Below are 19,361 nucleotides of genomic sequence, written 5' to 3'. Positions count from 1 at the left end.
GTTACACGCTTGGCAACAAGACATTAACAGAGTGCGAATTAGTCCTTGACTATGTTTGACTACATTTTAAGGAACAGAAACACAAAGATTGTTTGATCATTTTTACGGTCTTTTTATCGAACACAAGCCGATGCGAAGTATTGATGTAAATTGTGGTAATCGCAAGAGAAAATCTAGTCAGAATGATTAATTTAATGAAGATTTTGCATGAGCTGATTGAGCAAAGTTTGCTTTGAACTAAATTTTGTATAGCAAGACACAATTTGTGATGTGTAGGTAGAATGGGCTGCTATACGTTAAGCAGAAGAAGCACAATTATTTATTTGGCCTAGGTGCTTTTGTTTTGAGCAGAGATGCTTTAGAATACTCGCTCCCTTACCTGCAGGTCGTTTTTGCAATGGTGCAGACGTGCCGAACAGGTGTTTAAAGAGGTTGTTATGGCTAAGTTAAAAACTCGCCGTGGTGCAGCTAAACGTTTTAAAGCGACTGCTAACGGTTTCAAGCGTAAACAAGCGTTCAAACGCCACATTTTGACCAAAAAATCTGCTAAACGTATCCGTCAATTGCGCGGCTGTGTAATGGTTCACGTGAGTGACGTTGCTGCTGTTCGTGCTATGTGCCCATACATCTAAGGAGATTATAAATGGCTCGTGTAAAACGTGGTGTACAGGCTCATCGCCGTCATAAAAAAATTCTTGCTCGTGCTAAAGGTTACTATGGCGCTCGTTCACGCGTATATCGCGTAGCGTTCCAAGCGGTAATCAAAGCAGGTCAATACGCTTACCGTGACCGTCGTCAAAAGAAACGTCAATTCCGTGCTTTATGGATTGCGCGTATCAATGCGGGTGCTCGTCAAAATGGTTTATCGTACAGCCGTATGATTGCTGGCTTAAAAAAAGCTCAAGTGATTATCGACCGTCGCGTACTTGCTGACATCGCTATGCATGACGCAGTTGCATTTGCTGCTTTAGCTTCAAAAGCTAAAGATGCATTAGCTGCATAAGTCTTTTTAAGACTAAAAAGAAGACCGCATTTGCGGTCTTTTTTTATGCTCAAAATTTATGACTGGCTTATAAGCCAAAATAGTAAGCCGCAGCACAAATTACCACGGTAATTAAAATCAGTTTAATTACCGCAGATGCACCGACTTTATGGGATGCAGGGTGTTTAGGTGAGGGAGGCGACATTGTGCTTGCAGGCGGTGTAGATGTATTTGTAAATGGGTCGGGAGTTTGTGCGGGCGTGAGTCGGGCAGTCTGATAATGATTAGCCACTTTGGTAATGAACTTGGCATGTAAATCATCTAGTTTTTGTGAAAAATGGCGTAAATTGAGCTGTTCACTTGGCTCAAATTCAGTGCCATCTGCATGATAAGGATGCTGTATTTTATTTTGAATGTGCTGATCCAGCGCTTCTAAACAATGCAGCATGTCGTGGGCATAATCTGCTGGATAATCGGCTGGAATGACCGCCAAAGCATGCACTTGCGGAAAATCAACAGTCGCATCTGTTCCTAAATAGGGCTGTGATGGTTCAGGTGCAATGAAGTCTAAAGCAAAGTTATTTTGCAACAATTCTGCACGAATAAAGCGATCGATTTCATCCCAATTGGGTGCTGCAAAATCTGCATCAAGCTGTTTGGCGAGTTTGTGATTTAACTGATAACGCCACATAACTTCCTGGCGCAGTTCACTTTGTTGGGTCAAAGGTGCAATATAGTCTTGTTCTGCGCTGTACCATTCGGCAAGTTCTTTGCCAAAAATCCAAGCATGTTTGTGCTGTGTTTCATGACTCACAATAAAATGTGAAAAAGGTAGGAGTTCAACATTTGGATTTGGATTTTTTTCGTCGTTTAAAATGCTAGAACTGTGCAAACTGAGGCGTTGAACACCTTGTTGTTTGAGATATTCTAACCAAATTTGAAAATGCTGTGCCAATAGATGTTGCGATAATAAATCACGGAACTGAATTTGATGCTGGTTAAAAATGTGATGCTTTAACCAATGATTAAAACTTAAATCCTGAGCCAAAAATTCATTGCCGTAAGTCACAAGGGCGAGTTGTTGTTTCCAAATTTCATCGAGCGCCATAATGTTGAGATCTCATGGTGATTGGCTTTATCTTATACTTTTTATATTTCAGGATGCTAATCTAATTTTCATTGCATCGAAGCTTCATCAAAGCAACTAAAAACTGTTAGAATACGGGGTTTTTAAATTATTTCTAATATTGTTGCTTTTGAGAGTTACTATGTCACTGGAAGCCCTGACCAATGAAGCGCTCGCTGCAATTGCAGCAGCAGAGGACCTTGCTACACTCGACCAGGCGCGAGTGCAATTTACGGGGAAGAAAAGCCAGCTTGCGGAACAATCCAAAGCACTGGGTAAAATGGACCCTGAACAGCGTAAGGAATTTGGTGCTCAAATTCATGCGGTACGTGAAGCAATCAACGCGGCTTTAACGGCACGCCAAACTGAATTACAACAAGCTGCTTTGGCACAAAAACTTGCCAATGAAACCGTTGATATTACTTTACCTGGCCGTGGTCAAAGTGTGGGCAGTATTCACCCAGTGACGCAGGTACAAGAACGTATTTGCCAATTCTTTACTAAAGCTGGTTTTACTGTTGCTACAGGCCCAGAAGTTGAAGATGACTATCACAACTTTGAAGCGTTGAATATTCCAGGACATCACCCTGCACGTGCCATGCACGACACTTTTTACTTTGATGTGAATCATTTATTGCGTACCCATACTTCAGGTGTGCAGATTCGTACCATGGAAAATCAACAACCACCTATTCGTATTGTTTGTCCTGGCCGTGTCTATCGCTGTGACTCAGACCAAACACATTCGCCAATGTTCCATCAAATTGAAGGCTTATATGTGGCGGAAAATACCAGTTTTGCAGAACTCAAGGGCTTGTTAATTAATTTGCTCAATGAATTCTTTGAAAAAGACTTAAAAGTCCGTTTCCGTCCATCTTACTTCCCATTTACGGAGCCAAGTGCAGAAGTAGATATTATGGATGAGCGTGGCCGCTGGTTAGAAGTTTTGGGCTGCGGCATGGTACATCCAAATGTATTGCGTGCTTCAGGCATCGACCCAGAAAAATATAAAGGCTTTGCTTTTGGTCTAGGGGTAGAGCGTTTTGCGATGTTGCGTTATGGCATTAATGACTTGCGTATGTTCTACCAAAATGATGTGCGTTTCTTACGCCAGTTTGCTTAAACGAATTTATACCTCTCTCTGACCTCTCCTAAAAGGAGAGGGGTGTCCATCTATGACACAGGGTGCTTCTTCTTTGAAAAGAGGGGGCAGAGGGGATTCAAAATTTAGATTTATAGGTTTTTTACAAAATGAAAATTAGCGAAAATTGGCTACGCACATGGGTAAACCCAGCCATCGATAGTGAAAAGCTATCCGATCAATTGACCATGTTGGGTCTTGAAGTGGATGACTTGTCTCCAGCAGCAAAGCCATTTACAGGTGTTGTTGTGGGCGAAGTCCTGACAGTTGAACAGCACCCTGATGCAGACCGTTTACGTGTTACCACGGTGAACATTGGTTCAGGCGAGCCATTACAGATCGTTTGTGGTGCACCAAACGTACGCGCAGGTATGAAAGCACCTGTAGCGATGATTGGCGCAGTATTACCTGGCGATTTTAAAATTAAAAAAGGTAAATTGCGTGGTGTGGAATCACAGGGCATGCTCTGCGGTGCATCAGAAATTGACCTTGAAGATAAACTTGATGGTTTATTGGAATTACCTGCAGATGCACCAGTAGGTGTCAATGTTCGTGAATATCTTGACTTAGATGACGATGTCATCGACATCAGCATTACCCCAAACCGTGGTGACTGTTTTAGTATTCGTGGCATCGCCCGTGAAATTGCGGTAATTAACCAATTGGCTGTAAACACTCCTGAAATTCAGGCTGTGGCAGCAACCATTAGCGATGAAAAAACCGTGCAAAGCCTTACCGAAGGTTGCCCACGTTATTTAGGTCGTGTAATTAAAAATGTGAATACCAAAGCGGCTACACCAGAATGGATGGAACGTGCATTAGCACGCTCAGGGATTCGTCAGCACAGCATTTTGGTGGATATTACCAACTATGTGCTGATTGAACTGGGTCAGCCTATGCATGCGTTTGATGGTGCGAAAGTGCAAGGTGCTATTCAGGTTCGTATGGCGAATGCTGCAGAAAAACTGGTGCTTTTAAACGAGCAAGAGGTTGAGTTGCAAGAAGATGTGATGGTGATTGCCGATGACGAAAAAGTCTTGGCGATGGCTGGCATTATGGGCGGCTTATCTTCTGCAGTCAGTGATGAAACCACAGAAATTTTCCTTGAATCTGCTTTCTTTGCACCGTTGCATATTGCAGGTCGGGCGCGTCGTTTTGGTTTACATACTGACGCATCACAGCGTTATGAACGTGGTGTAGATTTTGAATTGCCATTATTGGCCATGCATCGTGCATCACAGCTTATTGCTGAATTGGCTGGTGGTGAGTTTGGCCCTATTACAGTGGCAGAACAAGCATCTCAATTGCCTACACGCTCTGCAATTGAATTAAATCAGGCGCAGGTAGATCAATTGCTTGGTTATAGTGTCGATGCTGCATTCATTGCCGATGCCTTAAAACGTTTAGGCTGTGAAGTAACTGTTCAGGCAGAAGGTCAGTGGAGCGTCGTACCGCCATCACACCGTTTCGACATGGCGATTTATCAAGACCTGATTGAAGAAATCGCACGTATTCACGGTTATGACAATATCCAAATTAGTTTGCCTGTGATTGATGTGCAATTGGCGAAATATCAAGACCAATTTGAGGTTGGTCAATTACGTCAAACTGCAGTGACTTTGGGTTACCAAGAAGCGATTAGTTTTAGCTTTGCTGATGCAAAATTGGAAAAACAGCTCAACCCTGCAGTAAATCCGTTGGCATTGGCAAATCCAATTTCTAGTGATTTAGCTGTGATGCGTTCGACTTTATTGTCTAGTTTGATTCCATGTGTACAGTACAACGTGAATCGTCAGCAAAACCGTGTACGTTTCTTTGAATTAGGTCTACGTTTTGATTATCAAAATGCCAGCAGCATTCACGATTTAAAACAAATTCCAACCTTCGCCTTGATTGCGGTTGGTGCGAAAGCAGCAGAATCTTGGCATGCCAAAGCTCAGCCAATGGATTTCTTTGATTTCAAAGGGGATATCGAAGAAATTTTAGCTGCAGGTCGTGTGCAGGTGGAGTATGTGCGTTCCGAGCGTGCATGGTTACACCCAGGTCAGTCAGCTGAAATTATGGTCAATGGTCAGTCTATTGGTTACTTTGGACGTTTACATCCATCTTTGGAAGATGAGTTGGATTTAGGCATTACTTGGGTGGCAGAGCTTGATCAAGCAGCAGTTTTGCAAACTTATGTATCTAATTTTACAGAATTATCACGTTTTCCATCGGTTAGACGTGATATTGCGCTTTTAATTAGTGATAAGATAAATGTAAGCGAAATTCAGCAACTTATTGAAAAAACAGGTGGAGCGCTGTTAGACTCAACTTGGTTATTCGATGTGTATACTGGACAAGGTGTTGAACAAGGCAAGCGTTCTTTAGCATTTGCATTGTTATGGCAACACCCAACACGTACACTTGAAGATGCTGAAATCAAATCTGGTATGGATAACATTCTGCAAGTGTTGGAAAACACTTACCAAGCGACATTGAGGGCTTCATGACAGCATTAACAAAAGCAGAAATGGCTGATCATTTAAGTGAGCTCACGAGTTTAAACCGCCGTGAAGCGAAACAAATGGTCGAGTTATTTTTTGATGAGATCAGCCAAGCACTGATCTCTGGCGAGCAAGTTAAACTTTCAGGGTTTGGCAACTTCGAGTTACGTGATAAACGTCAACGACCTGGTCGCAACCCGAAAACGGGCGAAGAAATTCCAATTTCAGCACGCCGTGTCGTCACATTCCGCGCAGGGCAGAAATTCCGCCAGCGTGTGGGAAATGAGCAGATCGATTGATCTGCTTTTTTTATGTCTTAATTCTGCGTTAGATATTTAATACTTGTATTTGGTTTAGGCTGGCATCTAGCGTGAGTTGAAATACATTTAGCCTACTTTTTAAAATAATCTATAAAGAAGACCAATAGCTTAGATAGTCAATTGTCTCTGTAGTACATAATCAATAGATGATTTTACCTTGCCCAAAATGGATGGTAGCTTTAATAAACTTTGGAAAATATTCTGATTGAATTTCAAAGATTAGACTAACTTGCTTGTAAGTAGGGTAGGACTGTTCTGATACTTTGATATATCACGATTTGTATATTGTGTCCGTAATTTAAAACAGGCAATAAAAAAGAGAGCCAGAGGCTCTCTTTTTGTACTGCATAATCTAATCGATTATTGAGCAGCAGCATCAGCAGCAGCGTCTACAGCAACTTCAGCAGCGTCAGTAGCAGCATCAGCAGCGTCAGTAGCAGCATCAGCAGCGTCAGTAGCAGCATCAGCAGCAGCGTCTACAGCAGCTTCAGCGCCAGAAGCAACTTCTACAGCAGCAGCGTCAGCAGCAGCTTCAGCTTCAGATGCAGCTACAACAGCTTCAGATGCAGCAGCGTTAGCGTCAGCAGCAGCTTCTTCAGTTTTTTTAGCACAACCAACGAAAGCTAAAGTAGTAGCAACTGCAGCAGCAATAGCGATTTTTTTGAATAACATGGCATCACTCTCTAAAATATGAGATTAAAAAAAACCGACGTTAGTCTGTTGTATGCTTTTATTATTCCTAAATTTGTTAGGCACTAACAACGCAGGCGCAGTCTAACTGGTCTGCGAATATGCTATCACTGCGCTTTTTGAATTGCTACTAGGTTGATTGAAAAAAAGGCAAAAAAACAGGAAAAATACGTGGTTTTTTAACAGAAAATAACAATCAATTTGTCAGTTTAGATTGGAGAGTTGCAAGGTAACTGGCTAAAAACTAAAAGTTTTTTACCAAATATTATTTTATAATCATTTACTTAAAAATAAGTTTACATATACCACGTGCAATTGTGTCTTTATGTAAACTCTGTCAACCAAATAAAAAAGCCATCGTTATAAGATGGCTTTTTTAAGGGTTCTGATATTTACAGATAATTAATTCGCAGCTTTACGCTTCATTTGATCAAAGAAATCATCATTGGTTTTGGTTTCTTTCATACGATCAAGCAAGAATTCCATTGCTGCCAATTCATCTTGTGTGTGTAAGAGTTTACGTAAAATCCAAACTTTACGTAAATTATCTTCGCTCATTAAGCGCTCTTCACGACGGGTGCCAGATTTCTTGATGTTCATGGCAGGGAAAACACGTTTTTCTGCAATGCGGCGGTCTAAAGTAATCTCTTGGTTACCTGTACCTTTAAACTCTTCGTAGATCACTTCGTCCATTTTACTACCTGTTTCAATCAGTGCAGTTGAAATAATGGTCAGTGAGCCACCTTCTTCAATATTACGTGCAGCACCAAAGAAGCGTTTTGGACGTTCTAGAGCATGTGCATCCACACCACCCGTCAATACTTTGCCTGAAGATGGTACAACAGTGTTATAGGCACGGGCTAAACGAGTGATCGAGTCGAGTAAAATAACGACATCTTTTTTATGTTCAACCAAGCGTTTGGCTTTTTCAATCACCATTTCCGCCACTTGAACGTGACGTGCAGGTGATTCATCAAAGGTTGATGCAATTACTTCACCACGAACGGTACGTTCCATTTCAGTCACTTCTTCTGGACGTTCGTCAATGAGAAGTACGATTAAGAACACTTCAGGGTTGTTGCGCACAATCGACTGAGCAATATTTTGCAGCAACATGGTTTTACCCGCTTTTGGCGGTGCCACAATAATAGAACGCTGACCTTTACCAATTGGTGCAACCAAATCTACCACACGTGCGGTTAAATCTTCTGTTGTACCATTACCCAATTCCATCACCAATTGTTCGGTTGGGAAGAGTGGGGTCAAGTTTTCAAATAAAATTTTATTACGTGAATTTTCTGGGGTGTCGTAGTTAATTTGGTTTACTTTAAGCAAAGCAAAATAACGTTCGCCTTCTTTTGGTGGGCGAATAGTCCCTGTAATGGTGTCACCTGTACGCAGGTTAAAGCGACGAATTTGTGAAGGACTCACGTAAATGTCATCTGGGCCAGCAAGGTATGAACCTGCAGCTGAGCGTAGGAAACCAAAACCATCTGACAGAATTTCTAGAACGCCATCACCAAAAATCTCTTCACCATTCATGGCATGGCGCTTTAAGATGGCAAAAATAATGTCTTGCTTACGGTTACGTGCCATTCCTTCAAGGCCCATAAACTCGGCAATCTTGATGAGTTCGCCAATCGGTTTTTTCTTGAGTTCGGTTAAGTTCATAGAGGTTCTGATAGAATAAAAATTCTGGGGTACAGGTTAGAGAGGGAGCAACATTTAGCCGCATTCATACAATAAAATGAAAGCAATTGTATTTGCACAATAACGATTCAGAGCACTGATTCATTGTTTGATTGAAAAATGTGAAAAACAATTTCTGTTGCCGAGCGGCATTTTTGTGTTGTGTCTTTTAAGAAAGCGGATGGAAGATCCTATGTTTCTTGAGCATGCAATATAAGAGAGAAACGGGAGTTTGTCAATTTATAGGCAAAAAAAATACGCCAACAGAGAGCGTATTTTTTTTATTCATGATCTGTAAAACAGACTTAGATATTTTCATCAATAAATGCAGTCAATTTAGATTTTGGTGCTGCACCAACTTGTTGCGCAACAACTTCACCATTTTTGAACATAAGTAATGCTGGAATATTGCGGATGTTGTAGTTCACAGCAGTTTGTTCGCAAGAAGTCACATCCACTTTCACAATTTTCACTTTGCCTTGATATTCGTCTGCAAGTACTTCAAGTACTGGTGCAATTGCTTTACATGGCGCACACCAGCCAGCCCAGAAGTCAACCAATACAGGAGTATCTGATTGAAGAACATCTGCTTCGAAGTTTGCATCAGTGGTGTTTACGATGTTGCCAGACATGGATTACGCTCCAAATAATTTTTAAAAATAGCTATACCAATTAGTATTACATAGCCATCTTGAACAAAGTAGGGGGAATCTTTGGATTTTCCATCCAAAATACAAATTTGTCTAATTGATCCTCACGATCACGACAATTCTGTAACACAATTGTCATATATGCAGAATTTTTAAATAGTCGTCAAATTGTGCTGATAAATGGCTTTTAAATTAGGTGTATGTGAATTACTCTAGGCACAATTCTGTCTAGGTTTGTTTGAAGAATGTCTGATTTTTTAATTGATGAAGAGTTACTCGCAGCCATCGATATGGGGTCGAATAGTTTTCACTTAGCCATTGCGCGGGTGGATCATGGTGAAGTAAAAAAAGTGGCATCAATGTCAGAAAAAGTGCAGTTGGCCGCTGGTTTAGATGAAAATAAGAATTTAACCGAAGCAGCACAACAACGTGGTTTGGCATGTTTAGCACGTTTTGTTGGGCGTTTAACTGCGGTACAGTCAAACCGTTTGCGTATTGTTGCCACCAATGCTTTGCGTCAGGCCAAAAACGGACATGAGTTTATTCAAAAAGCTGCAGAAATTTTGCCTAAGCCAATTGAGATTATTGCAGGGCGTGAAGAAGCGCGCTTAATTTATTTGGGTGTATCACACACCATGGCCAATAGTGGTCGTCGTTTAGTGATTGATATTGGTGGTGGTTCGACAGAATTAATTATTGGCGAAGAATTTGAGCCAATTCACACCGAATCTTTACAAATGGGCTGTGTGGCCTATACCAAAGCCTATTTTGCCGATGGTGAAATTAGCAAAAGCAGTTTTGAAAAAGCAGTGGTAGCGGCACGTAAAGAGCTGTATTCAATTGCCAATACCTATAAAGAAGCAGGTTGGGATACCGTTGCAGGCTCGAGCGGCACCATTAAGGCATGTCGCCAAATTACCGTGAATATGGGTTGGAGCAATGAGCAGGAAAATCTCACCCGTGAAGGTTTGGAAAAACTCAAAGACCGTTTACTTAAGTTTAAGCACGTATCAGAAATGGAGTTTGATGGTTTAAAAGAAGACCGTCGAGCAGTTTTGCCAGCAGGTTTGGCCATTTTATATGCTGTGTTTGATGTTTTAAATATTGATAAACTGGTTTACTCAGACGGTGCTTTGCGTGAAGGGGTAATGTACGACTTGCTTGGCCGTTTCCAGCATGAAGACATTCGTGACCGTAGTGTACAAGCCTTAATGGGGCGTTATAACTCAGACCCTAAACAAGCGGGTCGGGTGGTAAAAACAGCACAGCATTTGTTTGATAGCGTTGCTGAAGCTTTAAAATTAAATAATGAAGATAGTGACTTATTGCGTCGTGCGGCATACTTACATGAAATTGGTTTAGCCATCAGTCATAGCAGTTATCATCGTCATGGTGCATATTTATTGCAACATTCGGACATTCCGGGTTTCTCGCAAATTGACCAAAACTATCTCTCACATTTGGTTTCCAATCATCGCAGAAAATTGCGTCAAGACGCGAAAACAGAAGCGCTGAAAGCCGGTGGCAATAAAATTGTCTATTTAAGTTTGCTATTGCGCCTTGCAGTTTTGGTCAACGCAAGTCGTAGCGATGCGATGCTTCCTGCCATTGAATTAAGCATCCGCAATGCGCAACAATGGCAGCTCAGCGTGTCGGGTGATGCCAAACAATGGCCATTGCTTGTCGCTGAATTGCACGATGAACAAGTGCAATTCAAGAATTGGGACATTGAATTGAATATTCAGTCGGAACAATTTGTCGATTAAGATTTGGTTAATTTAGGGATAACAGTCGACTTATGAAAAAAGCTGCTCAATCTAAGGCATGGAAAACCGTGCAAATTGCACGTCATCCTGAACGTCCGCAATTTCTAGACTATGTGGGTGAAATTTTCACTGAATTTGATGCCTTGCATGGTGATCGTTTATTTGGTGATGATGGTGCAATGATCGGTGGATTGGCACGCTTTGATGGTCAGCCTGTCATGGTGATAGGTCAGCATCGTGGTCGCAGTACCCGTGAAAAACTACAGCACAACTTTGGTATGTGTAACCCAGAAGGCTATCGTAAAGCACAACGCCTCATGGATATGGCAGAGCGTTTTAATCTGCCTGTGTTCACTTTTGTAGATACAATGGGTGCGTACCCAGGTGTAGGTGCAGAAGAACGTGGTCAAGCCGAAGCAATTGCAACCAGCTTAGCGCAACTGTCAAACTTAAAAGTGCCTGTGATTGCCACAGTATTAGGCGAAGGTGGTTCAGGTGGTGCTTTGGGCATTGGTGTGGCAGACCGCGTAGTGATGTTGTCACACAGTATTTACTCTGTTATTTCACCAGAAGGTTGTGCGTCTATTCTGTGGAAAACTGCAGAAAAAGCCGAACAAGCCAGTGAAGCATTAGCATTGACTGCAGAAAAACTACAAAAGATCGGTATTGTAGAATACGTGGTCGATGAGGGTGAAGGTGCACACTTACAGCCTGAACAAGTGATGCAAAGTCTGAAAGCTGTGTTAAAAGAAGCTTTGGGTGAATTGCAAGCAATGGATGCAACACAACGATGCGAAGAACGTTACCAACGTTTAATGAAGTTTGGCAGCGACAATTTAGGTCTAGCGTCTTAAGTCAGTTACAGACTTTTCCTGCACAGACAAAATATTTAATTGGATGTAGTGGCGGCATGGATTCCATGTTGCTACTGCATCTTTTGTCGTTTTTGTGCCCAGAAAAAGTACGGGCGATTTATATTGATCATCAATTGCAAAGTCCGAGTGCTACATGGGGCGAATTGGTTCAAACCACCTGTCATAGTTTAAATGTGCCATGTGTGCTACAAAAAGTCAGTGTGGCCGAGGGTAATTTGGAAAATCAGGCACGTCTGGCTCGCTATCAGGCATATATGCAGCATTTGGATGCCAACGAAGTTCTAGTATTGGCACATCATCAACAAGATCAGGCTGAAACGGTGTTGTTGCGCTTACTTTCAGGAGCCGGTGTACACGGACTTGCTGCAATGCAAGTCATCGATGTTCGTGAAGATTTGACCATTTGGCGACCATTGCTAGATGTTTCTCGTGAGCAAATTTGCCAATGGTGTGCTGCGTTAAAGCTAGATTATGTACAAGACCCCAGTAATCAGGATGTGCATTATGATCGGGCTTGGTCGAGAGAAATCTTGTGGCCTGTGTTACAGCAGCGTTTTCCTAAAATGCAGCAAGCCGTCACACGAACCGCAAGCTTGATGCAAGATGCCGAGAAAATTTTGGCTGAAGTCTTAGCACAAGATTTGGCCGCTTGTGGTACAAATTCGCAGCTAAATTTGATTCAGTTGCAACAATTGTCTTTGCCACGACAACGTCAGCTATTATCGGCATGGATGAAAGGACAAGCGCAATATCGTCCAAGTTTTGATATGGTCGAGCGTTTGCAGCGAGAAGTGATTCAGGCCAAAGCTGATGCGCAAGCGGCGTTACATTGTCAGGATTATTATTATCTGCGTTATCAGCAACAATTATTTCGTTTGCCTAAAGCAGAGTATTTAGCTGAGGAACATTTTGAAGCGGTAGAGCAGGATTTATTGTTGCAGGCAGATCAGCCTTTTCAGCTTTGGTCGGGTTGTTATCAATTGCAGCCAGCAAAAGTTGGTTTATGTTCAAGTTTATTAAATAAAACCCTGACTTTACGCCCACGTTTGGGGGGCGAAAAAATCCATTTATATGGGCGGGTAGGGGCTTGGCCGCTGAAAAAAGCCATTCAGGAAGCACAAATTTTTCCGTGGACACGTCATACAATTCAAATATTAAGCCTAGATAATGTTATGCTAGGCGTCTTTAGCCCCAAAGGCTTTTGGCTTGCACAGTCGGACTATTGTGTCGCAGATGGATGGCAACCGAATTTAGTCTCTTAACGAATAAAGAACTCAACGAAGAGCGTGGATCATGAGTGCAGTATTGAATTGTAATATTAGTTTTATTGGCGGTGGCAACATGGCGCAGGCTTTAATTGGCGGTTTGATTGCCAGAGGTTTACCGCCAACACGTATTACAGTTTCAGACCCTGTAGAGCAAGTACGTCAGCTTCTGCAAGAAAAAGATGTACATGTGACTGACGATAATCTAGCTGCGATTGCAGAAGCTGATATTGTGGTTTTTGCGGTAAAACCACAAGTTTTGGCACAGGTGTTACGTCCATTACAGGGGCAATTTGCAGATAAATTAGTGATCTCGATTGTTGCAGGTGCAGAAATTTCAACGATTGCGAATTTATTGGGTACTGAGCGTGTGGTACGTGTCATGCCAAATACCCCTGCTTTGGTACAAACTGGCGCACATGGTTTATATGCAACTGAGTATGTAGATGCCAAAGATCGTGAATTGGCCAGTCAGGTTTTGGCTGCGACAGGTTTAACGATTTGGGTAAACTCAGAAGCTCAAATTGATGCAGTGACTGCAGTATCAGGTTCTGGCCCAGCGTATTTCTTCTATATGATGGAAAGTATGATTCGTGCAGGTAAAAACTTAGGCTTAGATGAAAAAGTTGCTACAGCACTTACTTTGCAAACAGCATTGGGTGCCGCACAAATGGCAATTACCAGTTCGAATACGCCTGCAGAATTACGTAAAAATGTGACTTCACCCAATGGCACTACGCAGGCGGCCATTGAAGTATTTGACCATGCGCAAATTTCACAAAATATTCAGGCAGCATTGGCTGCTGCAAAAATGCGCAGTCAAGAATTGGCACAAGAGTTAAGCGACAGCATTTAATAATTGAAAAACAACGAATTTAAATTTAGGAAAGTTCAAGTATGGGTGCAAATTCTGCGCTAATTTTTGGCATTATCATTAACGTAGCAATTTTGCTCGTCTTCTTCCGTTTCTTAATGCAGTTGGCTGCGGTTAGCCCATATAACCCTGTGGTGCTTTCAACCATCAAAGCCACTAAAATTGTAGATGTATTTGGTCGTATATTTCCAACTGTAGCCAAAGGTCGGGTTAATTCAGCTGCCTTAGCTTTGTTAGTGGTGCTGTATTTACTTAAAATTTTTGGGGTGATGTATCTGAATGGGGCTATGCCGAACAGTCCGATTCACTTGTTGATTCTGACTTTTGTGACCATGATTCAGGATTTAATCCGTTTCTGTCGCTATCTGATTTTTGCGACTATTATTTTAAGTTGGGTGGTCATGTTTACCCAGTCTCGTGGGCCTTACATTGAAGTGATTCAAGAGTTGGCAGAGCCGTTGTTAGCACCATTCCGTCGTTTATTGCCGAACATGGGCATGATTGATTTATCACCAATCATTGCATTTTTAGCTTTATATATTGCTGAAATTATTATGAATCAGGTGGCGATTGTGCTACTGACAGGTTTGTAAACATCTCTAGATCATTAGATATCAAAAAGGTGAATGATGTATTCACCTTTTTTAATGCTTAGATCAGCATCTGAAAATAAAAGCCTCGAAATTCGAGACTTTTATTTATTTTTCTTGATTTTAAAAGAGTGCAAAAAGGGTATCGGTTACTGATTTATAGTAACTCAATTGCTACAGCAGTTGCTTCGCCGCCGCCAATACATAAAGCCGCTACACCACGCTTACCACCTGTACGTTTCAGTGCATGAATTAAAGTCAGAATGATGCGTGAGCCAGTTGAGCCTACAGGGTGACCAAGTGCGCAGGCACCACCGTTGATATTTACTTTTTCAGGATCTAGTTTGAATTCATCCATTGGGCACATGGTGACCATAGCAAAAGCTTCATTAATTTCCCATAAATCTACATCTTGTGCATTCCAGCCTGCTCGGTCCAATACTTTCTGAATTGCACCAATTGGAGCAATGGTGAATTCTGAAGGATGTTGTGAGTTGGTTGCATAGGCCACAATTTTTGCCATAGACTTTAGCCCTTTGGCAGCAGCATGTTCAGCAGAAGTGAGTACGAGTGCCGATGCACCATCCGAAATTGAACTGGCATTTGCAGCAGTAATACTGCCATCTTTAGCGAAGGCAGGACGAAGTGTTGGAATTTTTTCAATATTGGCATTAAAAGGTTGTTCATCTTTATCTACAATGACATCGCCTTTACGTGTTGTAACTGTCACAGGGACGATTTCATCAGCAAAATAGCCTTCATTGACCGCAGTTTGTGCACGTTTGAGTGAGCGAATCGCAAAGTCATCCATTTGTTGGCGCGTGTAACCTTTGCTATTTGCCATATCTTGTGCGAATGAGCCCATCAAACGACCTGTTTCAGCATCTTCAAGGCCATCTAAGAACATGTGGTCTTTCACATCACCATGTCCCATACGGTAGCCAGCACGTGCTTTGGTCAGTACATAAGGTGCATTACTCATTGACTCCATGCCACCTGCGACAATGATTGAGGCAGAACCTGCTTTGATTGCATCGGCAGCTTGCATGACAGCTTTCATTCCAGAACCACAGAGTTTGTTAATGGTGACCGCACCTGTAGAATCTGGTAAGCCTGCTTGACGCATCGCCTGACGGGCAGGGCCTTGCTTTAAACCCGCAGGCAGGACGCAGCCCATAATGACTTCATCGATTTCTGTTGCTTGTACCCCCGCACGTTGAATGGCCGCTTGAATACTTGCCGCACCTAATTCTGGTGCAGTCACATTGGCTAAACTGCCTTGAAAACCACCCATTGCAGTGCGTGCACCATTTATAATAACGATATCCGTCATTTTATTCTCCCAATTTATATGTGCTTTTGTCTAAATTGAATTCCAAGCAGGAATAGATCACTTCTGCAGTATAGGCAAAAAAAGATAAGAATAAAGTGACAATGTAAAGATCGTTTAGACTGCTGAGTTAACATATATTGATGTCTTCTGCTCGGGTTTGCCCCATTTTACTGAGTACTAAGCGTTTGCTTGTAAGGTGAGTGGAGCAGTAAAAGAAGCTACCATTTGAGCCGATCGGCAAACCTTGTTGAGCATTTAAAGTCACACTAGGAATGTTTAAAGTTCCACGCCAATCCAAGGTTCCGTATTTAAGTGCAGTTTTTTCTGTATAAAGAATGTATTCACTGTCGTCAATTTGGCGGTTTCGATTACGATCCATAAAGATCAAAAAACCAGTATTCCAGTTTTGCTTGCTACATTGAACAAAGTTTTGTGTAGGACAAATCACTACATTGCTGTGATGGGTGAAGGCATGAGAGCGTGCTATTTTCACGCTGGACTGTAATGAATACTGAATTCGTTTGAGTTCTTGTTCTGCCATCAGCTGATGAAAATGGGGTAGGGCAATCATGACTAAAATCGCACTAATTGCTAAGGTGACGATCAATTCAAACAGCGTGAAGCCGTGTTTAGAGTTATGCGACATAAGTCTATACCTGTTATTGTTATGTTTTTTTATGATTAATTTGAGTAATGCATTGTTTTATAGTGCTTTATCTGCTGTATAATAATTATTAGGCAACTTTTTGAGAAAGCTGTTAAAATAAAGCGCAAGAAAGATAAGCTATTCACAATAAAAAATTGAGTAGAAAGTTACCGAATTACAACGGAAATTGTAAGTAATTTTGTCAATAATTTACTTGATTAAAATTATCAAGCACTTGGAAAACAAATAAAGTGTTTGTATGATTCAAAGTGACTAGCTTAAAAATAATACTGGGGTAAAAAAAGCCTATCTCAGGGTAGTCGAAAATTTAGGCTTGAGCTTGAACAACAATTGTTATCTCTGGAGGATAAATCCATGAAAATGAGTCGTATTGCATTAGCAATGCTCGTAGCTGCTCCTTTAGCTGCTGCAAACGCGGGCGTAACTATTACCCCATTAATGCTTGGTTACACTTGGCAAGATACACAGCACAATAATGGTGGTGATGATGGCGAGTTGACCACTTCTGCACAAATGGATGATGATCTATTTGTAGGTGCTGCACTTGGTGTTGAACTTACCCCTTGGTTAGGTTTTGAAGTTGAATATAGCCAAGTTAAAGGTGATATGATCGATCAAGCTGGTGCTGAGTATAAAGGTCAAAATATCGCAGGTAACTTCTATGCGACTTCTGACTTGATCACTAAAAACTACGACAGCAAAATCAAACCATATGTACTTTTAGGTGCTGGTCACTATAAGTATGAGTTTGATAATGATTTAGGTCGTGAAGGTCGTGGTCTTGAAGAAGAAGGTACACTTGGTAATGCGGGTGTTGGTGCGTTCTTCCGCTTAAACGATGCTTTATCTCTTCGTACAGAAGCACGTGGTACTTACCACTTTGACGAAAAATTCTGGAACTATACAGCTTTAGCTGGTCTTAACGTAGTTCTTGGCGGTCACTTGAAGCCTGCTGCTCCAGTAGTAGAAGTTGCTCCAGTTGAACCTGTTGCTCCAGTTCAACCAGCTCCACAAGAGTTGACTGAAGACTTGAACATGGAACTTCGTGTGTTCTTTGATACAAGCAAATCAAACATCAAAGATCAGTACAAGCCAGAAATCGCTAAAGTTGCTGAGAAGTTAGTTGAATATCCAAACGCTACTGCTCGCATCGAAGGTCACACTGATAACACTGGTCCACGTGCATTGAACGAACGTTTATCTTTAGCTCGTGCGAACTCTGTTAAATCTTCACTTGTAAATGAATACAATGTAGATCCAGCTCGTTTGTCTACTCAAGGTTTCGCTTGGGATCAACCGATTGCTGACAACAACACTAAAGAAGGTCGTGCTATGAACCGTCGTGTATTCGCGACGATCACTGGCAGCCGTACAGTGACTGTTGAACAACAAGCTCAATAATTTGAGTTAAGTTGTAAAAAACGACTCTTCGGAGTCGTTTTTTTTATGTCTATTCAGTTTGTGTGTTGAAAACACAAGGGAAAATCATCTGGATTTACATTGTCTTAAGATAAGATGCAGCATGCTAACCATGTATTGAGAGAAACGGGTGATGTAAATACAATCACGCGATAGAAAGATTAATGAAGTTCAGATTGTGAAGGAGAATTCCTCAAAGAGTTAGGGAATGATGAATAGAATATCAAACTGGGTAGAGAAAAAATTGAATAGCTTAATTGCTGAATATCATTGTTTTTTGATAATAGATTTTAACTAGAATAATTTTTGACCGTATTGGTTTAAATATCCCGCAAAAAAAAACAGCCAAAAGATGGCTGTTTTTGATTAATCATGAAGAAACAGATGGTGATCTATTTTAACCTGAGTTCGATGAAATCCACTTAACCTTTTAGCATATTTTGGAAAGTTGGCTTATTGGGGTTCAAACAATAAGCCGAGCCTGTAAATAATTTTGTGTAATTGCTTTTCATAAATTTAAAGGTGATTGCTTAAGCGGTCACCGAATTCAATAATAAAGCGGCTCATGGCTAAACGCCAGTCGCGAATAGGCATATTCCACTTTTTAGACGCTGCATCAATTGCCAGGTAAATCACTTTACGTACAGAATCATCCGTTGGAAAGACTTTACGCTTTTTGATCGCCTGACGTATTACGCTGTTTAATGATTCGATCGCATTGGTGGTATAGATGGCTTTGCGTATCTCGGCTGGATAAGCAAAGAAGGTATTTAGATTCTCCCAGTGTGTACGCCAGCTTTTGCTGATCTGTGGGTACTTGTCATCCCATGTTTGGGCGAATTGATCCAAGGCCATCAAGGCTGCCTCTTCAGTAGGTGACTGATAAACGGCTTTTAAATCCTGAGTGACGGCCTTGTAATCTTTCCATGATACGTATTTCAAGCTGTTACGCAGCATATGGATAATGCACAGCTGGATATGGGTTTGCGGGTATACGCTGTTAATGGCATCAGGAAAGCCTTTTAGTCCATCCACACAGGCGATCAGAATATCCTGCAACCCTCGGTTTTAAGCTCAGTCAGGACATTCAGCCAGAATTTTGCACCTTCATTCTCAGCCATCCACATGCCGAGCAGTTCTTTCTGTCCATCAAGATTAATGCCTAAGGCAAGGAATACAGCCTTGTTGATAACACTGCCATTATGACGGACTTTAACTACAATACAGTCCATATAGACGATGGGATAGAGTGCATCCAGCGGACGGTTTTGCCATTCAGCGACTTGCTCCTTAACAGCATCAGTCACCTTGGAAATAAGCGTTGGCGATACATCAGCATCGTACATTTCTTTGAAAGTAGCCACGATTTCACGGGTAGTCATGCCTTTGGCATAAAGGGATAGAATTTGGCTATCCATTTGCGTGATACGAGTCTGATTCTTTTTAATTAGCTGTGGCTCAAATGTGCCATCACGATCTCGTGGTGTG

The 19,361-nt window shown here is 41.6% G+C and carries 17 protein-coding genes and 1 pseudogene; 11 read left to right on the top strand and 7 right to left on the bottom strand.

The genetic code is table 11. The annotated features are described in order from the left end of the window. Positions 1 to 437 precede the first annotated feature (437 nt). Positions 438 to 632, top strand: a complete 195-nt coding sequence (gene rpmI / locus HHA42_RS11385) for a 50S ribosomal protein L35 (protein ID WP_004975152.1) — start codon at positions 438 to 440, stop codon at positions 630 to 632. 11 nt (positions 633 to 643) lie between these two features. Continuing rightward, on the top strand, positions 644 to 1,003 hold the full coding sequence (gene rplT / locus HHA42_RS11380) for a 50S ribosomal protein L20 (protein ID WP_004647525.1): 360 nt from the start codon (positions 644 to 646) through the stop codon (positions 1,001 to 1,003). Positions 1,004 to 1,070: 67 nt separating this feature from the next. Here the strand turns inward: rplT and HHA42_RS11375 are convergent, their stop codons facing one another. Continuing rightward, on the bottom strand, positions 1,071 to 2,090 hold the full coding sequence (locus tag HHA42_RS11375; RefSeq protein WP_168526536.1) for a hypothetical protein: 1,020 nt from the start codon (positions 2,088 to 2,090) through the stop codon (positions 1,071 to 1,073). Positions 2,091 to 2,250: 160 nt separating this feature from the next. Here HHA42_RS11375 and pheS point away from each other — a divergent pair, with 160 nt between their 5' ends. The 3 genes from pheS to HHA42_RS11360 all read left to right on the top strand — a co-directional run bounded on the left by pheS (position 2,251) and on the right by HHA42_RS11360 (position 6,034). Further along, complete coding sequence (pheS, locus tag HHA42_RS11370; protein WP_168526534.1) at positions 2,251 to 3,231, top strand: phenylalanine--tRNA ligase subunit alpha; 981 nt, start codon at positions 2,251 to 2,253, stop codon at positions 3,229 to 3,231. 128 nt (positions 3,232 to 3,359) lie between these two features. Further along, complete coding sequence (pheT, locus tag HHA42_RS11365) at positions 3,360 to 5,741, top strand: phenylalanine--tRNA ligase subunit beta (RefSeq protein ID WP_168526532.1); 2,382 nt, start codon at positions 3,360 to 3,362, stop codon at positions 5,739 to 5,741. Beyond that, the gene (locus HHA42_RS11360; protein WP_004649746.1) at positions 5,738 to 6,034 is read left to right on the top strand and encodes an integration host factor subunit alpha; all 297 of its coding nucleotides are present in this window, start codon (positions 5,738 to 5,740) and stop codon (positions 6,032 to 6,034) included. Before pheT ends, HHA42_RS11360 begins: the two co-directional genes overlap by 4 nt. 381 nt (positions 6,035 to 6,415) lie before the next feature. On the opposite strand, the gene HHA42_RS11355 is transcribed toward HHA42_RS11360, so the two are convergent. The 3 genes from HHA42_RS11355 to trxA all read right to left on the bottom strand — a co-directional run bounded on the left by HHA42_RS11355 (position 6,416) and on the right by trxA (position 9,066). After that, positions 6,416 to 6,727, bottom strand: coding sequence for a hypothetical protein (locus HHA42_RS11355; protein WP_168460809.1), 312 nt, complete (start codon positions 6,725 to 6,727; stop codon positions 6,416 to 6,418). A gap of 420 nt (positions 6,728 to 7,147) precedes the next feature. Beyond that, positions 7,148 to 8,416 carry a transcription termination factor Rho gene (gene rho / locus HHA42_RS11350; RefSeq protein ID WP_004975162.1) on the bottom strand — a complete coding sequence of 423 codons (1,269 nt, stop codon included), beginning with the start codon at positions 8,414 to 8,416 and terminating at the stop codon, positions 7,148 to 7,150. Between the two features lie 323 nt (positions 8,417 to 8,739). Then, on the bottom strand, positions 8,740 to 9,066 hold the full coding sequence (gene trxA, locus HHA42_RS11345) for a thioredoxin (RefSeq protein ID WP_004975164.1): 327 nt from the start codon (positions 9,064 to 9,066) through the stop codon (positions 8,740 to 8,742). A gap of 263 nt (positions 9,067 to 9,329) precedes the next feature. On the opposite strand from trxA, the gene ppx reads away from it, so the two are divergent. Genes ppx through HHA42_RS11320 form a run of 5 tightly spaced genes read left to right on the top strand, consistent with a single transcriptional unit; the run spans position 9,330 to position 14,457 of the window. Beyond that, positions 9,330 to 10,850 carry an exopolyphosphatase gene (gene ppx / locus HHA42_RS11340; protein WP_168418105.1) on the top strand — a complete coding sequence of 507 codons (1,521 nt, stop codon included), beginning with the start codon at positions 9,330 to 9,332 and terminating at the stop codon, positions 10,848 to 10,850. A gap of 32 nt (positions 10,851 to 10,882) precedes the next feature. After that, the gene (locus tag HHA42_RS11335) at positions 10,883 to 11,704 is read left to right on the top strand and encodes an acetyl-CoA carboxylase carboxyltransferase subunit alpha (RefSeq protein ID WP_168418106.1); all 822 of its coding nucleotides are present in this window, start codon (positions 10,883 to 10,885) and stop codon (positions 11,702 to 11,704) included. Further along, on the top strand, positions 11,641 to 12,987 hold the full coding sequence (tilS, locus tag HHA42_RS11330; RefSeq protein ID WP_168526530.1) for a tRNA lysidine(34) synthetase TilS: 1,347 nt from the start codon (positions 11,641 to 11,643) through the stop codon (positions 12,985 to 12,987). Before HHA42_RS11335 ends, tilS begins: the two co-directional genes overlap by 64 nt. Positions 12,988 to 13,018: 31 nt before the next feature. Further along, positions 13,019 to 13,846 carry a pyrroline-5-carboxylate reductase gene (gene proC, locus HHA42_RS11325; protein ID WP_168418108.1) on the top strand — a complete coding sequence of 276 codons (828 nt, stop codon included), beginning with the start codon at positions 13,019 to 13,021 and terminating at the stop codon, positions 13,844 to 13,846. Positions 13,847 to 13,887: 41 nt separating this feature from the next. Continuing rightward, positions 13,888 to 14,457: a YggT family protein gene (locus HHA42_RS11320; protein WP_104852451.1), complete on the top strand. Its 570-nt coding sequence runs from the start codon at positions 13,888 to 13,890 to the stop codon at positions 14,455 to 14,457. Between the two features lie 154 nt (positions 14,458 to 14,611). Here HHA42_RS11320 and HHA42_RS11315 read toward each other — a convergent pair whose 3' ends face one another. Together HHA42_RS11315 and HHA42_RS11310 are read right to left on the bottom strand one after the other, a co-directional pair. Beyond that, a complete protein-coding gene (locus tag HHA42_RS11315) occupies positions 14,612 to 15,787 on the bottom strand; it encodes a thiolase family protein (protein WP_168526528.1) in 1,176 nt (391 codons plus the stop codon). A 127-nt stretch (positions 15,788 to 15,914) separates the two neighbouring features. Then, positions 15,915 to 16,433, bottom strand: a complete 519-nt coding sequence (locus HHA42_RS11310; RefSeq protein WP_168526526.1) for a GspH/FimT family pseudopilin — start codon at positions 16,431 to 16,433, stop codon at positions 15,915 to 15,917. A gap of 375 nt (positions 16,434 to 16,808) precedes the next feature. Here HHA42_RS11310 and omp38 point away from each other — a divergent pair, with 375 nt between their 5' ends. Further along, positions 16,809 to 17,855 (top strand): outer membrane protein Omp38, encoded by a 1,047-nt coding sequence (gene omp38, locus HHA42_RS11305; RefSeq protein ID WP_168418111.1) that lies wholly within the window; start codon positions 16,809 to 16,811, stop codon positions 17,853 to 17,855. Between the two features lie 534 nt (positions 17,856 to 18,389). On the opposite strand, the pseudogene HHA42_RS11300 reads toward omp38, so the two are convergent. After that, positions 18,390 to 19,361 (bottom strand): annotated as a pseudogene (locus HHA42_RS11300) (IS256 family transposase); the annotation flags it as partial.

The organism is Acinetobacter sp. A3 (assembly GCF_012371415.1).
Lineage (GTDB): Bacteria > Pseudomonadota > Gammaproteobacteria > Pseudomonadales > Moraxellaceae > Acinetobacter.
Note: the sequence above shows the minus strand (reverse complement) of the source record. Positions and strands in the feature narration are given on the sequence as shown.

What these genes read in the sequence shown, in the direction of transcription:
- rpmI (WP_004975152.1), top strand. Translation starts at nt 438, where the DNA reads ATGGCTAAGTTAAAAACTCGCCGTGGTGCAGCTAAACGTTTTAAAGCG.
- rplT (WP_004647525.1), top strand. Translation starts at nt 644, where the DNA reads ATGGCTCGTGTAAAACGTGGTGTACAGGCTCATCGCCGTCATAAAAAA.
- HHA42_RS11375 (WP_168526536.1), bottom strand. Translation starts at nt 2,090, where the DNA reads ATGGCGCTCGATGAAATTTGGAAACAACAACTCGCCCTTGTGACTTAC.
- pheS (WP_168526534.1), top strand. Translation starts at nt 2,251, where the DNA reads ATGTCACTGGAAGCCCTGACCAATGAAGCGCTCGCTGCAATTGCAGCA.
- pheT (WP_168526532.1), top strand. Translation starts at nt 3,360, where the DNA reads ATGAAAATTAGCGAAAATTGGCTACGCACATGGGTAAACCCAGCCATC.
- HHA42_RS11360 (WP_004649746.1), top strand. Translation starts at nt 5,738, where the DNA reads ATGACAGCATTAACAAAAGCAGAAATGGCTGATCATTTAAGTGAGCTC.
- HHA42_RS11355 (WP_168460809.1), bottom strand. Translation starts at nt 6,727, where the DNA reads ATGTTATTCAAAAAAATCGCTATTGCTGCTGCAGTTGCTACTACTTTA.
- rho (WP_004975162.1), bottom strand. Translation starts at nt 8,416, where the DNA reads ATGAACTTAACCGAACTCAAGAAAAAACCGATTGGCGAACTCATCAAG.
- trxA (WP_004975164.1), bottom strand. Translation starts at nt 9,066, where the DNA reads ATGTCTGGCAACATCGTAAACACCACTGATGCAAACTTCGAAGCAGAT.
- ppx (WP_168418105.1), top strand. Translation starts at nt 9,330, where the DNA reads ATGTCTGATTTTTTAATTGATGAAGAGTTACTCGCAGCCATCGATATG.
- HHA42_RS11335 (WP_168418106.1), top strand. Translation starts at nt 10,883, where the DNA reads ATGAAAAAAGCTGCTCAATCTAAGGCATGGAAAACCGTGCAAATTGCA.
- tilS (WP_168526530.1), top strand. Translation starts at nt 11,641, where the DNA reads ATGCGAAGAACGTTACCAACGTTTAATGAAGTTTGGCAGCGACAATTT.
- proC (WP_168418108.1), top strand. Translation starts at nt 13,019, where the DNA reads ATGAGTGCAGTATTGAATTGTAATATTAGTTTTATTGGCGGTGGCAAC.
- HHA42_RS11320 (WP_104852451.1), top strand. Translation starts at nt 13,888, where the DNA reads ATGGGTGCAAATTCTGCGCTAATTTTTGGCATTATCATTAACGTAGCA.
- HHA42_RS11315 (WP_168526528.1), bottom strand. Translation starts at nt 15,787, where the DNA reads ATGACGGATATCGTTATTATAAATGGTGCACGCACTGCAATGGGTGGT.
- HHA42_RS11310 (WP_168526526.1), bottom strand. Translation starts at nt 16,433, where the DNA reads ATGTCGCATAACTCTAAACACGGCTTCACGCTGTTTGAATTGATCGTC.
- omp38 (WP_168418111.1), top strand. Translation starts at nt 16,809, where the DNA reads ATGAAAATGAGTCGTATTGCATTAGCAATGCTCGTAGCTGCTCCTTTA.